Here is a 12,972-nt window from a genome sequence, read left to right on the forward strand (position 1 = left end):
CTTTTTGCACGCCGATCACCCCACGAAGGGGGTGCCTATTGCACGCTGATCCTCACCCATATGATATGATCGTAGCAACGAAGGCCGATCACCTGACATGCGATGATGAAACTCCTCGTGGCGTGAATGTCCTGCTTCGATGGTTGCACATCCCCGCTCGGATGATTGTGGGTCATCATGATTTGGACGGCGTTTCGCCGCAGCGCCGAACGAAAAATATGGGGCAGATCAAAACCGACCTCCGCTTGGATGCCTTCAAAAGAAACATCGCCTGCAACTTGCCCCTGCTGGTCGAGGAAGAGAAAATACGCGCGTTCGTGATCAATTTCGCGAAACAGGTTGGTTAGCCACCTCGACCAACGCTTCAACCGGTCCGATTCAACCCTCTCCGCCTTTGTTGTCGATGTTCGAAAACCCCGATCACCAGCGAGGCCTGCGTTGGCCAAGCCCACCACGCCGCCAGAAAGGCGTAAGGAAACGCGACAATCATCGGTGGTAGGAACATCGCTATGTGCGTGTAAACGCTGAGCAGGTGAAAAGAGCTCGCCCATATTGGCCAAAACCTGTCGGATTTGATGGCCAGGGCGATCAATGCCCCGGCCAGCAGAAGATCGACAAAGAGGACACCTTGCTCGACTGAGCTATAGCGCGCAGTAAATTCCGTGGTCGCAAAATGTGTGCTAATGATAGCCAGCACAAACAGCCCTACGGCAATACGTTCGCATCGCCCTCCCCAAATGGCCGCGACCATTAGGGTTCCCGGGATGTACGCCCAGTTCAGATACTGCAGCAGCTGAGTCAAATCGTAACGCCCTCGTTATGAACGATGCGCGTCTTAGGGCATCGCGGGCTTCTGCTCCATGCCTCCATAGGCGGCCGGATCAAGGCTAAGCTGTTTGCCGGTCACGGCTAGGCGATTGTGCGCGTCGACCATCGAGGCACGCCCCTTGATCATCGTATGCAGTGCCTCACCCAGACTACTCAGCGCGTCCTGGCCGACCACGGCCGAGAGGTTAGCAGTTATCCGCGCCTGGACCAGCATCTGTGTCAGGTTTGCAAGTTGGCCGATCGTAGAATCAAGTGCGATTTCTGTATCACGAAGCTGCTGGGCCACCTTGGGCGCCTCCTGATGCAGTTCGGACTGGCGCTTACGAAGCACTGCGATATTGGACATGACTCTTCTCCCTGGATCGCGGTGGCGATCCTGTTTTGCCATCCAGCGGGATGACGGCTCAGGCTCGAGTGAGGAGACTCAGAAGGGTTTCGTAGCTGGCCAGCGCACCCACACTGATCATTAAGATCACCATAGGCAGGATGATCAGCAGGATGACCCGCTGGACCAAAGACAGATCATTGGTCGCCCCACGATGGGCAGGGATCAGCCAACCCAATGGCCCAAGCCATCGCCGCCACTCCCTGCTTGACCCAATCGGTGCATCATCGATGCGCGTCGACGCAAGCGGCAGCGAGGGGTTAATCCCTTTTGGGGGATGCACTTCATTCACCGTTTCTGGCGGAAAACCTTGGGCTTCTTGCCACGTCGAAAGCTGGCCAACGCTCTGTTCATAAGCGAGGAAGGCGCGCGCCGCCTCGACGCTCGTCTGGACGTCGAACAATTTGCGGGCAGCGGCCAGGTGCTGCTTCACCGTTTCGGGGGAGTTTCCTAGACGGATCGCAATTTCTTTGATTCGGAAATTTTGCCCCAGCAGTCTCAGGCATTCGCGCTGACGATCTGTCAATTTCGCCGCGGCTGAATCTCGTGCATCGGACATTCTACCCCCAAAGAACCCCGGCAACGGGATCTCTAGGTAGAATTACCTATAGCCAGCCTCCTAGCCGCGCAACTCCGTTGATTCGTTGACAAGCAGGGTGAGCAGCCGGATCTTGTGATTGAGGATGTGAATATCGCCGTTGATGGAGTCGCAAAGGGCTGCGCACAGCCCAGCGTTATGAGGGTTGATCAAATCCTCAAGCAGCATTTTTTCATCGAGCAGGGTAAAAACAGCGTTCATGGCGTGCGCCTAGAGTCAAGCCGTGACAAAATCGACGCGAGACTTGTCCGAATCGGGGGTGTTTTCGATTTGACGCCGAGCGAACGGCAGCTAACTCTAAATCTCGGCTCCAAACCAGACATTCGCCTATCGGCCAGTTCTGGCCAGCTCCCCCTGTCCTACACCACCACCCCCATGCCATAATCCTCCCTGGCTCTTTGCAACCGTCCGTCCCACGCCACCCTGTCCGCACAGGCGCGCGCATGAACTTCGCAAAAAATCTCCTATTGCGAAGGCCACGCCACGACTCCGCTCCCACGCAAATGCGTGGCCTGCAACGGTGTGAACTTCGCAGGCTTTGCAGCGCCTCAGTCAGCCCAGATCGCCGCTGGCCCGCAGTGCCGCCACCGCCTCCGCGCTGACGCCCAGCCCGGTCAGCACTGACGCGCCATCCTCGCCCAGTCGCGCGACATGGTCCCGCGCCTCGACCCGCGACCCGCTCATGCGGAAGGGCGGGTTGGGCACCTTGAAGGCACCCGCATCGTCATGCACCTGCGCGAACGCACCCCGCGCCGCCAATTGCGGATCGTCCAGCAACTCGCCAATCTCGCGATAACGGGCGCAGGGCACGCCATGACGCGACAGGATCGCCTCGGCCTCCGCCGCGCTGCGCTCCAGCGTCCATTGCTCGGTGAGCGCCAGCAACGTCGCCCAATGGGCATTGCGATCCGCATTGGTCCGGAAACGTGGATTGTCTCGCCATTCGGGATGGCCGACCGCATCGGTCAACTGCTCGAAATTGCGCGGACTGGTGGGCGCGACCATGATGAAGCCGTCGCTGGTCTTGAGCGGCGTATAGAGCGGTCGGCGCGCATCGCCGGGAAACTGCGCCTCCTGTGTCTCGAACACTAGCATGCCGACCATCGCTTCCAGCATCGACAGGTCGATATGCTGCCCCTGCCCCGTCCGCTCCCGCTGATAGAGCGCGGCCTGGATCGCGCCGAACGCATGGGTGCCACCCAGCACGTCGGCGATGAAGATGCCACTGGTCGCGGGCCGGTCCGCCCCGTCCTGATAGCGCAGGTTGACCATGTCGAACCCGCTGGCGGCATGGATCACCGGCGCATAGGCCGGGAAAAGCGCCTTCGGCCCGGTCTGGCCATAGCCGGAGATCGAGCAATAGATGAGCCGCGGGTTGATCGCCGTCAGCGTCGCAAAGTCGAGGCCAAAGCGCGCCATGACACCGGGCCGGAAATTTTCCACTAGCACGTCGCAGGTGGCAACCAGTTGCGTGATGAGCGCGACGATCTCCGGCGATTTGAGGTTGCAGGCGATCGACTGCTTGCCCGCGTTCAGATTGCCGAAATAGGCGCTATGGCCGTCCCGCTTGGGGGGCCGCGCACGGACCTGATCGCCCTCAAGCGATTCCACCTTGATGACCTCCGCACCAAGGTCGGCGAGCATCCGGGTGGCGAACGGCCCGGCCATGACACTGGTGAAATCCAGCACCCGCACGCCGTCCAGCGCGCCCGCCATCACTCGCTTGCCATCATCCGCCATGCCGCACCTACCTATGGAGCCATATATTCAATGGTCCTACCTATTGCATGGCAGAGATGGCGCGGTCAATCAGCCCTTGGTGGCGGCCTTGCTGTTCTTGCGGACATGGCGATGCACCCGCTCCAGATGCTTGCGCATTTCCGCGACGGCCGCTTGCTCATCCTTCGCCCGCAAATGCCGCACCAGCTTGAACCGGGATTCGATCAGCGATTGCTGCAACGTTTCATAGTCCGGCCCGCGTACAAATTCGTGCAGGATCGCCGACAGCGAATCCACGAAGATGCCGAAAATGCGGTTCTTGGTCGCACGGGCCAGCACCGCATAATATTCCACCGCACAGGCATAGCGCGCCTCCACGCTGGTTTCCCGCTTGGTCCGCGCGGCAATCGCCTCCAACTCCGCCAGGTCGGTTTCCGTGGCGCGCGCGCACGCCAGCCGGACGATGATATCTTGCAAGGCGATCCGCGCCTCGGTCAGTTCGCCCAGCGAAATATCGCCCAGATGGACATAATCCTGCATCGCCTGCACGATCCGGTCCGGCTCGGCCGTCTGCACGAACGCCCCGCCCTTCGCGCCCTTCACATTGCGGATGATTCCCGCGACCTCCAGGCTGCGCAGCGCCTCCCGCAACGCGCTGCGACTGACCTGAAATTCGACCGCCAATTCCCGTTCGGCAGGCAGCTTGTCTCCCGCCTTGAGCGTACCCGCCGCCAATTGCTCGCGGATCTGTTCACAGATCACCTCGAACGCGCGCCGCGTTTTGATGGGGGCGAAACTGGGCTTGTGGGATGGGGACGATGCCATAGAGTGCGCTCCGATAGGGATGCGCAAAGCTATAGCCGACGCCGAGAAAGGCGCAATGGCCGGACCGAACGGGATTGACAGACACCTTTCATTCATTAATGGTCTGACCATTATAGAAATGGAGCAAGCCATGAAGATCCTTGTGCCCGTTAAGCGGGTGATTGATTATAATGTGAAGCCGCGCGTGAAAGCGGACGGCACGGGCGTCGATCTGGCGAACGTCAAGATGAGCATGAACCCGTTCGACGAGATCGCCGTCGAGGAAGCCATCCGCCTGAAGGAAAAGGGCGTGGCGACCGAAGTGATTGCTGTGTCGATCGGCGTCACCAAGGCGCAGGAAACGCTGCGCACGTCGCTTGCCATGGGTGCCGACCGCGCGATCCTGATCCAGACCGATGAAGACGTCGAACCGCTGGCCGTCGCCAAGCTGCTTGCCAAGGTGCAGGAAGAGGAAGGCGCTGGCCTGATCATTCTGGGCAAGCAGGCGATCGATGATGACAGCAACCAGACCGGCCAGATGCTGGCGGCGCTGTTGAACCTGCCGCAGGGCACGTTCGCGTCGAAGGTCGAGGTCGAAGGCGACAGCGTGTCGGTGACGCGCGAAGTCGATGGCGGGCTGGAGACGGTGAAGCTGTCGACGCCTGCGATCATCACCACCGACTTGCGCTTGAACGAGCCGCGCTATGCGTCGCTGCCCAACATCATGAAGGCCAAGTCCAAGCCGCTCGCGCAGAAAACGCCTGCCGATTATGGCGTGGATATCGGGGCGCGGCTGGAGACGCTGAAGGTCGTCGAGCCGCCAAAGCGCACCGCCGGCGTCAAGGTGGCCGATGTCGATGAACTGGTTGCCAAGCTCAAGGCCATGGGAGTTGCCGCATGAAGACGCTTGTCTGGGTTGAACATGAAGGCGGCGCGGTCAAGGACGCAACGCTGTCTGCCATCACCGCCGCTGCGAAGCTGGGCGAAGTGCATCTGCTCGTCGCTGGCGAAGGCGTTGATAGCGTTGCCGCCGCCGCCGCGCAGATTGCCGGTGTCGGCAAGGTGCATGTCGCTGACGATGCCGCCTATGGCCATGCGCTTGCCGAGAATATCGCGCCGCTGGTCGTGGAACTGATGGGGCATCATGACGCCTTCATTGCGCCCGCCACCAGCAACGGCAAGAATATCGCGCCCCGCGTTGCGGCTCTGCTCGACGTGATGCAGATCAGCGACGTTCTTTCGGTTGAAGGCGAGGACACGTTCACGCGGCCGATCTATGCGGGCAATGCGATTGCTACGGTCAAGAGCAAGGATGCCAAGAAGGTCATCACCGTTCGCGGTACGGCGTTCGAGAAGGCGGCTCGCGAAGGTGGTTCGGGCACGGTGGAAGCGGTGGCTTCGACCGGGGACAAGGGGCTGTCGTCCTTTGTCGGGGCGGAGATCGCCAAGCTGGAGCGGCCGGAGCTGACCAGCGCAAAGATCATCGTGTCGGGTGGCCGGGCGCTCAAGGATGGGCCGATGTTCGAGGAAGTCATCTATCCGCTGGCCGACAAGCTCGGCGCTGCGGTCGGTGCCAGCCGGGCGGCGGTCGATGCGGGTTATGTGCCCAACGACTATCAGGTCGGGCAGACCGGCAAGATCGTGGCACCCGAAGTCTATGTTGCGGTCGGTATTTCCGGGGCGATCCAGCATTTGGCGGGGATGAAGGACAGCAAGACCATCATCGCCATCAACAAGGATGAGGATGCGCCGATTTTCCAGGTGGCCGATATCGGGCTGGTGGGTGATCTGTTCAAGATCGTGCCGGAGCTGACAGCCAAGCTGTAAGCGCGACGCCATCGCATAGGAAAGGGCGCGAAATAAAGATGCCGCGCCCTTTTTACGTCTGTCGTCGGCTGCATTGTCGTAGAGAAGATGAGCTGTTGCGCGACGATGAGCGCCGGGCATTCCCTGCTACCTCGCTCCATTCATGGTCCGTTCCCTTGTGCTTAGCCTTGCGGTAAGTAATTGGGAATCCAATGTGATTCCCGATTCCAGCAAGAACGAACTGGGGCCTTTCTGGGGGCCTTATTCACCATCTCATTTTCATTACATATTTGAAAATAAAAACAGAAGCATCGTGGATTGGATTCCGGCTCGGCCATTTTCCGGTTTCCGGCCTGCCCGCGCCGCTCATCCGCATCCCTCGACACGGTCGAGCGCCGGCAGTGTGCCGACGGCCCCCATTGCTCTTCATTCCTCCAGCAGCGCGCGCATCTGCGGCGATGCGGGCGCGCCCGTGCGCTCCTGTTCCCTGAGCGTCGCTCGCGCCATCGCGCGATAGGGTGGCAGCAGGTCGGGGCAATCCCGCGCCATCGCCGCCAGATGATCGGCAATGGTCGCCCTATCCCCCCGCAACAACGGCCCCGACAGGCCGGCAATGCCCCGCTCCAGGCCGTTATCCAGCGCCGCACGCACCAGTGGCGCCATCAGCGCACCCGGTTCCGCCACTCCTGCCAGCGCCAGCGCCTCGCCCGCCCCGGCGATCAGCGTCACCAGATGGTTGGCCGCGTGGCACAAGGCCGCGTGGTACAGCGTGCGCTGCGCCTCGGCCACGGGCACCGCAACCCCGTCCAGCCCCGCCACGACCGCCAGCGCGATGTCCATCGCATCGTCCGCGCAGGTCACGGCAAATCGCGCACCGGCCATGCGGGCGACCTCCCCCGCCGGATCGCCGGTAAAGGTCATCGCCGGATGGATCGCCGCCGTCAGCGCGCCGCGCTTTGCCAATGGCGACAGGATCGCCGCCCCGCTGCGTCCGCTCCCATGAAACGCGAAACAGCCGGGCCGCACATGCGCCGCCAGCGCCTCTGCCACCGCGCCGACCCCATCGTCCGACACCGCCAGCAATATCAGCCCGCATCGCTGCGCCAGCGCGTCCAGGCCGGGCGCGACCTCCACCCCGCCGAGCCGCGCCGCCGCTGCTTCCGCGCGGGCCGCATTCCGCCCCCACAGCATCGGCGGCCCAGCCGACATACGCGCAAGACCCAGCGCCATCGCCTGCGCCACCCGGCCCGATCCAATGACGCCGACGCGCCGCTTTTCCGCCATGCTGCTCACGCGCGCGGGTCTAGCGGACAAGGGCCTTTTCCGCCAGCCGCGCCTGTTTTGCGCCTTCGCTCTCGACTTGTGCCGCGCGCCCCGTCTAAGCTGCGGCCCCATGATGAAGCTCTTTATCGGCAACAAGGCCTATTCCAGCTGGTCGCTGCGCGGCTGGCTTGCGTGCAAGCTCTCGGGCCTTCCCTTCGAGGAGGTTGTCGTCCCCCTGTATGACGAGGCGTGGGAGAAGCGGCGCGAGGGCGACGAATTCGCACCGTCTTCCGGCAAGGTGCCGATCCTGTGGGACGGCGACGATATAGTCGTGTGGGACAGCCTGGCGATCGTCGAATATCTGAATGAAAAGACGGACGGCGACCGATTCTGGCCGGTCGATCCAGCGGCGCGCGCCATGGCCCGCTCGATGGCGGCGGAAATGCATTCCAGCTTCGCCGCGCTGCGCCGCGAGCACAGCATGAATATCCGCCGCATCTACGACGCCGTCCCCCCTTCGCCGGCGGTGGCGCAGGATCTGGCGCGCCTGATGCAGCTTTGGGCGCAGGCCCGCGCCCGCCACGGCGGCGACGGCGAATTTCTGTTCGGCCAGTTCGGCGCGGCCGACGTGATGTTCGCGCCGGTCGTCACCCGCCTCATCACTTACCAGTTGCCCGTCGCCCGCTTTGCGGAGGCCTATATGCGCGCAATCATCGCCCATCCCTGGATGCAAGAATGGATCGGCGGGGCGCAGGCGGAGGATTGGGTGATCGACCGGTTCGAAATGCCGCAACAGACCGCGTGACATGAGCGATCCCGCACCCGAGACCAAGGAAAGCCAGGCCGCGGAGGCCGCCGCCATCCGCCGCCGCTGGATCAGCCTGGGCGAAGGAGTCGCGGTGCTGGCGGTGCTGATCTCCGCCCTCACCCTCTATCTCAACTGGGCCGACAAGCGCGAGGAGCGCACGGAAAAGGCAGCGGAAAGCAGCAAGGCTTCCGCCCGCGCGTCCGCCATCGTCCTGCGCGCCGCATCGGTGAAGGACGACCGCATCGCCATCGCGCCGGGCGATCCGGCGCACATCATCCAGAGCCAGACCCTTATCTTCCCTTCTGCCCTCGGCTTGGCCCCTGTGGACACCAGCGGCGACGCGCGGATAGAGGCGGAGTGGTTCGAGGGCGCTCTCAAGAAGGCGCGCGACCGGGCGAAGCTGCCTGACGAGAGTGTCGGCGACGAGAAGCTGCCGGTCGCCATTACCACGCGCTTCACCGCCGGCGGCGATATGCATGAAAGCGTCGCCCTTTACGACATCGGCTATGGCATAGCGGGTGGGTGGATTGCCGGGCACCGCCTGTCGCTGCGCGGCCTGTCTCGGGTGGATGCACTTCGTCCCGATGTCGCCAAAGCGGCGGTCGATGCTCGCTGGGCGCGGCTTACGGCGAAACGGCCCTAGTCCTGCTTCTCGCCCTGAAACCTAAAAGCGCCTTGTCTGCAGCCTTGTGTCGGGGAAGGAGGCGAAGATGAGCATGCTCGGATCGATCGACCTCTTCCACGCCATCGCCGGCTTGCTCGTGGGGACGCTCGTCGGCCTGACCGGGGTGGGCGGCGGATCGCTGATGACGCCGCTGCTTGTCCTTTTCTTCGGCTTTTCCGCCAAAACGGCGGTTGGCACCGACCTGCTCTTCGCCGCCATTACCAAGATCGCGGGATCGGCCGTCCATGGATCGCGTGAGACGGTGGACTGGCGCATCGTGCGGCGCATGGCGATGGGCAGTGTGCCGGCCGCCATCCTTGCCCTCATCCTGCTCGGTCGTGTGGGGGAAATCGGCCAGTCTGCCGAAAAGATCATCCTCCTCTCGCTCGCCAGCCTGCTGGCGCTGACGGCGGTGGGGGTGGCGGGAAGGAAATGGCTCTTCAACCATCGCCGCGCGCTCGACATACCCAAATCGCAAAGCGCCATCATCGCCAGCACCGTGACGCTGGGCGCGCTGATCGGCGCGGCGGTCTCCGTTTCCTCCGTGGGCGCGGGCGCGATCGGCGTTACCGTGCTGCTGGTTCTCTATCCCCGGCTCCAGGTGTCGCGCATCGTGGGATCGGACATCGCCCATGCCGTGCCGCTGGCACTGATCGCAGGAACCGGCCACTGGTTGATGGGCGATGTCAACGGAACATTGCTGACCAACCTGCTGATCGGATCGATCCCCGGCGTGATCGTCGGAAGCTACCTGTCCTCCCACGCGCCCGACCGGATGCTCCAGCCGTTGCTGGCGGCGGTGCTCGCCGTCTCGTCCTGGCAATTGTTCGTGAAGGCGCGCGCCATGCCGGACGCGCCCGCCATCCACGCCGCCGCGCCGCTGGCCATCCGCCGCTGACAAGAAAGAGCCCGGCGCTCCACAGGGGAAGCGCCGGGCCATTCTTTGTGCCGGTTGCAGGTTTTCAGCCGACGATTTCTTCCGGCTTGAAGAAATAGGCGATCTCGGTCGCGGCATTTTCCTCGCTGTCCGACCCATGGACCGAATTGGCCTCGATCGATTCGGCCAGTTCCTTGCGGATCGTGCCGGCGTCGGCATTGGCGGGATTGGTCGCGCCCATGACGTCGCGGTTGCGCTTCACGGCGTCCTCGCCTTCCAGCACCTGCACGACCACCGGGCCGGAGATCATGAAGGCGACGAGGTCAGCGAAGAAGGGGCGATCCTTGTGCACGGCATAGAAGCCCTCGGCCTGCTCGCGGCTCATGCGGATGCGCTTGGACGCGACGACGCGCAGGCCCGCTTCCTCCAGCATCTTGGTGACCGCGCCGGTCAGGTTGCGACGGGTGGCGTCGGGCTTGATGATCGAAAAGGTGCGCGTGACGGCCATGGCCCTCGATACTCCGGATTGTTGGAAAGAAAGTCGCGCGCCCTTTAGACGCGGCACGGCCATGCCGCAAGGGGGTGCCAAGAGCGCGGCTGCGCTGGGCTGACCAACGGGCGGGATGGGTGGTTAGCGGACTGTCAGCTTCCGGACGATATGAAATAATAGCGGACAGCCGGGAAACGGCTATTGATAAGCTATGATCAATCCATTGGAAGCCATCACCGATCTGCTAGTCAAAGATCAAGGAGTGCGCCGCGCAAAACTGCTGCCGACAGCCCGCCTCTGGCATGATCTAGGCGTTGACGGGGACGATGCCTCAGACCTTTTTCAGCGATTGCACGAGCAATATGGCACGGACTTCTCAAAGCTAAATCAGCAATGGGATATATTCTTCAATCGGGAAGGAGCCTCTCCGCGCGACATTTTGCTTACGATGCTTTTGCTGATCTCTTCGACCGCGCTCACGCTCTGCATCGCCATGCCGCTCAAACTCAGCACTGGGTTTGCTGGTGCAATTGGAGTGGTTGTCTTCTTCGCTATAAGGATCGCGTTGGGCTATCTGCTGCCGGGAAGGCCAAAGCGTCCAGTTACGATTGAAGGTTTAGTAGAGGTGGTTCAAGCAGGCGCGTGGCCGGACGACCCCGTAAACGTCCGCTAAGAAGCAGCAGGCACAGCCCTTTCGACGGCAACAATTGGTCGCCAGCAGACAAACCCTAAGGCCCCTGCACCCACTTCCGTCCCTCCTGCCTCCAGAAGCGCGGCTCCACCCCATCCGCCTTGCTCAGCGTGCGCCAGTTCGTGCGCGCTTTCTCGATCGTGTCGGCGTCGAAAAAGTAGAAGGCGCGCTCGAAGCCCAGCGCCTCGTCGCGCCAGACGCCGTCGGCAAGCGCCACATGCCGCGCCCCGTTCGCCGCCGCGCAGCTTTCGCTCAACAGGATCGGCTGGTGAGTCTCGCCGCCCTCCCCCGCGCGGCCATGCGCCAGGAAGCTCTCGGCCGGCCCGGCCCACAGCCCCTCGGAAATGCGCGCCAGCCGATCGGGCTCGCCCGCCACCACCAGCAGCCGCGCGCCCAGCCCCAGGATGCGGCCCGCAATGACGGGCAGCACCTGTTCCACAGGATCGCGGCTCAACTGGTAGAAATCGACCTGCATCAGCGTTCGAAGCGATCCGCGACATAGCGGTCGATCAGGCGCACGCCATATCCGGTCGCGCCCTTGTCCCAGGTGCCGCCCGGCTTGTCCGCCCAAACCATGCCGGCGATGTCGAGATGCGCCCATTTGACGCCATCCTCGATGAAACGCTTCAGGAACTGCGCCGCCGTGATCGACCCGGCATAGCGCGGGCCGATATTCTTCATGTCGGCGATCGGGCTGTCGATCAGCTTGTCATAGGCGGGCGACAGCGGGAAACGCCACAGCGGATCGCCCACCGCCTGCCCCGCCGCGATCAGGTCTTGCGCCAGGCCATCGTCGTTGGAGAAGATGCCCGCATATTCATTGCCCAGCGACACGATCATCGCGCCGGTCAGCGTGGCGAGATCGACAATCACTTGCGGGTTATAGGTCCGCTGCGCCCAGGTCAGCGCATCGCACAGCACCAGCCGCCCTTCCGCGTCGGTGTTCAGCACCTCGATGGTCTGGCCCGACATGGATGTCACGATGTCGCCGGGGCGTTGCGCGTTGCCGTCGGGCATATTTTCGACCAGGCCGCAAATGCCGACGACCCGCGCCTTCGCCTTGCGCCCCGCCAGCGCCTTCATCGCGCCTGCGACCGCGCCTGCGCCGCCCATGTCCCACTTCATGTCCTCCATGCCGGCGGCCGGCTTGATGGAGATGCCGCCGGTGTCGAAGGTCACGCCCTTGCCGACGAAGACGACCGGCTTTTCGACAGCGCCCCCGGTGCCGTCCCATTCCATCGCCAGCAGCCGCGCCTCGCGCACGCTGCCCTGCGCCACGCCCAGCAGCGATCCCATGCCCAGCTCTTCCATCGCCGCCTTGTCCAGCACGGTGATCTTGACGCCCAGTTCAGCGAGGTGCCGGCACCGCTCCACGAAACTTTCGGGATAGAGGATGTTCGCCGGTTCCGACACCAGTTCGCGGGTGAAGGCAACGCCTTCCGCGATCGCGGCCTGCGCCTGCCATGCGCCCTCGGCACCCTCTCCAACCAGCGTCAGCGTCTTGAGCGTTGGCTTCGCCTTTTCGCTCTGGCGCGTGCGGTAGGTGTCGATGCGCCAACCGCGCAGCCGCGCGCCGAAGGCCAGCGCCGCCGCCACGTCGCTGCTCGCGCCGCCGACGAACTCGACCGCCGCATGGGTCGCGCCGCTTGTCGCCAGCTTCGCCGTCAGCGCCGCGCCGGCCTTCTCCGCGTCCTGCACGCTGCCGCCGCCGATGCCCAGCAGCAGCACGCGCAACGTCCGATCGCCCTCGGCAACGAAGCTCTCGAAGCTCGTCCCCGCCTCGCCCGTGAAGCGCGACGCAGCCGCGCCCGCCGCCAGCGTGGCGGCTGCGCCGATCGGCAGCGCGTCGAAACCGCCCTTCTGCACGGCAAGGACCAGCGTGTCTGCGTCGGGGCGGGTCGGGCTGAACTGAATATCCATCGGGGCTCTTTTTCCTCTTGTCGGGCGATCGGCGGAAACCGCCTTGCTGTCTGCCAGATAGTGCGCTTTCGCAGGGAGGCAAAGCCGTTCGACCGATTTTGCTGCCCGTGCCAGTGCGG

At 63.4% G+C, this 12,972-nt stretch carries 17 protein-coding genes; 6 read left to right on the forward strand and 11 right to left on the reverse strand.

Translation table 11 applies throughout. The features are described 5' to 3' along the window. Nucleotides 1–35: 35 nt before the first annotated feature. The 7 genes from AX724_RS24965 to AX724_RS12225 all read right to left on the reverse strand — a co-directional run bounded on the left by AX724_RS24965 (nucleotide 36) and on the right by AX724_RS12225 (nucleotide 4,355). A complete protein-coding gene (locus AX724_RS24965) occupies nucleotides 36–455 on the reverse strand; it encodes a JAB domain-containing protein (protein WP_443018711.1) in 420 nt (139 codons plus the stop codon). Beyond that, a complete protein-coding gene (locus tag AX724_RS24055) occupies nucleotides 365–802 on the reverse strand; it encodes a hypothetical protein (protein WP_066766781.1) in 438 nt (145 codons plus the stop codon). Before AX724_RS24055 ends, AX724_RS24965 begins: the two co-directional genes overlap by 91 nt. 33 nt (nucleotides 803–835) lie before the next feature. Then, a complete protein-coding gene (locus AX724_RS12205; protein ID WP_066766784.1) occupies nucleotides 836–1,174 on the reverse strand; it encodes a hypothetical protein in 339 nt (112 codons plus the stop codon). Nucleotides 1,175–1,232: 58 nt separating this feature from the next. Beyond that, on the reverse strand, nucleotides 1,233–1,772 hold the full coding sequence (locus AX724_RS12210) for a response regulator transcription factor (protein ID WP_082733516.1): 540 nt from the start codon (nucleotides 1,770–1,772) through the stop codon (nucleotides 1,233–1,235). 60 nt (nucleotides 1,773–1,832) lie between these two features. Beyond that, complete coding sequence (locus tag AX724_RS12215; protein ID WP_066766793.1) at nucleotides 1,833–2,012, reverse strand: hypothetical protein; 180 nt, start codon at nucleotides 2,010–2,012, stop codon at nucleotides 1,833–1,835. A 351-nt stretch (nucleotides 2,013–2,363) separates the two neighbouring features. Next, nucleotides 2,364–3,551 (reverse strand): CaiB/BaiF CoA transferase family protein, encoded by a 1,188-nt coding sequence (locus AX724_RS12220; RefSeq protein ID WP_066766796.1) that lies wholly within the window; start codon nucleotides 3,549–3,551, stop codon nucleotides 2,364–2,366. 69 nt (nucleotides 3,552–3,620) lie between these two features. Further along, nucleotides 3,621–4,355 carry a FadR/GntR family transcriptional regulator gene (locus AX724_RS12225; protein WP_066766799.1) on the reverse strand — a complete coding sequence of 245 codons (735 nt, stop codon included), beginning with the start codon at nucleotides 4,353–4,355 and terminating at the stop codon, nucleotides 3,621–3,623. 130 nt (nucleotides 4,356–4,485) lie between these two features. Between AX724_RS12225 and AX724_RS12230 the strand changes: the two genes are divergently transcribed. Together AX724_RS12230 and AX724_RS12235 are read left to right on the forward strand one after the other, a co-directional pair. Continuing rightward, on the forward strand, nucleotides 4,486–5,235 hold the full coding sequence (locus AX724_RS12230; protein ID WP_066766806.1) for an electron transfer flavoprotein subunit beta/FixA family protein: 750 nt from the start codon (nucleotides 4,486–4,488) through the stop codon (nucleotides 5,233–5,235). Beyond that, a complete protein-coding gene (locus AX724_RS12235) occupies nucleotides 5,232–6,161 on the forward strand; it encodes an electron transfer flavoprotein subunit alpha/FixB family protein (protein ID WP_066766808.1) in 930 nt (309 codons plus the stop codon). Before AX724_RS12230 ends, AX724_RS12235 begins: the two co-directional genes overlap by 4 nt. 405 nt (nucleotides 6,162–6,566) lie before the next feature. On the opposite strand, the gene AX724_RS12240 is transcribed toward AX724_RS12235, so the two are convergent. Beyond that, the gene (locus AX724_RS12240) at nucleotides 6,567–7,424 is read right to left on the reverse strand and encodes a Rossmann-like and DUF2520 domain-containing protein (protein ID WP_066766810.1); all 858 of its coding nucleotides are present in this window, start codon (nucleotides 7,422–7,424) and stop codon (nucleotides 6,567–6,569) included. A 109-nt stretch (nucleotides 7,425–7,533) separates the two neighbouring features. On the opposite strand from AX724_RS12240, the gene AX724_RS12245 reads away from it, so the two are divergent. The 3 genes from AX724_RS12245 (at nucleotide 7,534) to AX724_RS12255 (ending at nucleotide 9,773) form a co-directional block, all read left to right on the forward strand. Next, nucleotides 7,534–8,208 carry a glutathione S-transferase family protein gene (locus AX724_RS12245; RefSeq protein ID WP_066766873.1) on the forward strand — a complete coding sequence of 225 codons (675 nt, stop codon included), beginning with the start codon at nucleotides 7,534–7,536 and terminating at the stop codon, nucleotides 8,206–8,208. A gap of 1 nt (nucleotide 8,209) precedes the next feature. Further along, complete coding sequence (locus AX724_RS12250) at nucleotides 8,210–8,854, forward strand: hypothetical protein (protein WP_066766812.1); 645 nt, start codon at nucleotides 8,210–8,212, stop codon at nucleotides 8,852–8,854. Nucleotides 8,855–8,921: 67 nt separating this feature from the next. Then, on the forward strand, nucleotides 8,922–9,773 hold the full coding sequence (locus AX724_RS12255) for a sulfite exporter TauE/SafE family protein (protein ID WP_197421570.1): 852 nt from the start codon (nucleotides 8,922–8,924) through the stop codon (nucleotides 9,771–9,773). Nucleotides 9,774–9,837: 64 nt separating this feature from the next. On the opposite strand, the gene ndk is transcribed toward AX724_RS12255, so the two are convergent. Then, nucleotides 9,838–10,260 carry a nucleoside-diphosphate kinase gene (gene ndk / locus AX724_RS12260; RefSeq protein ID WP_066766815.1) on the reverse strand — a complete coding sequence of 141 codons (423 nt, stop codon included), beginning with the start codon at nucleotides 10,258–10,260 and terminating at the stop codon, nucleotides 9,838–9,840. Nucleotides 10,261–10,453: 193 nt separating this feature from the next. Between ndk and AX724_RS12265 the strand changes: the two genes are divergently transcribed. Further along, entirely contained in the window at nucleotides 10,454–10,915 is a 462-nt protein-coding gene (locus tag AX724_RS12265; protein ID WP_066766818.1) for a hypothetical protein, read from the forward strand. Nucleotides 10,916–10,970: 55 nt separating this feature from the next. On the opposite strand, the gene AX724_RS12270 is transcribed toward AX724_RS12265, so the two are convergent. Together AX724_RS12270 and AX724_RS12275 are read right to left on the reverse strand one after the other, a co-directional pair. Beyond that, on the reverse strand, nucleotides 10,971–11,408 hold the full coding sequence (locus AX724_RS12270) for a DNA polymerase III subunit chi (protein ID WP_066766822.1): 438 nt from the start codon (nucleotides 11,406–11,408) through the stop codon (nucleotides 10,971–10,973). Next, nucleotides 11,408–12,853 (reverse strand): leucyl aminopeptidase, encoded by a 1,446-nt coding sequence (locus tag AX724_RS12275; protein WP_066766824.1) that lies wholly within the window; start codon nucleotides 12,851–12,853, stop codon nucleotides 11,408–11,410. Before AX724_RS12275 ends, AX724_RS12270 begins: the two co-directional genes overlap by 1 nt. Nucleotides 12,854–12,972 lie beyond the last annotated feature (119 nt).

It is taken from the genome of Sphingobium sp. CCH11-B1 (genome assembly GCF_001556865.1).
Taxonomy (GTDB): domain Bacteria; phylum Pseudomonadota; class Alphaproteobacteria; order Sphingomonadales; family Sphingomonadaceae; genus Sphingobium.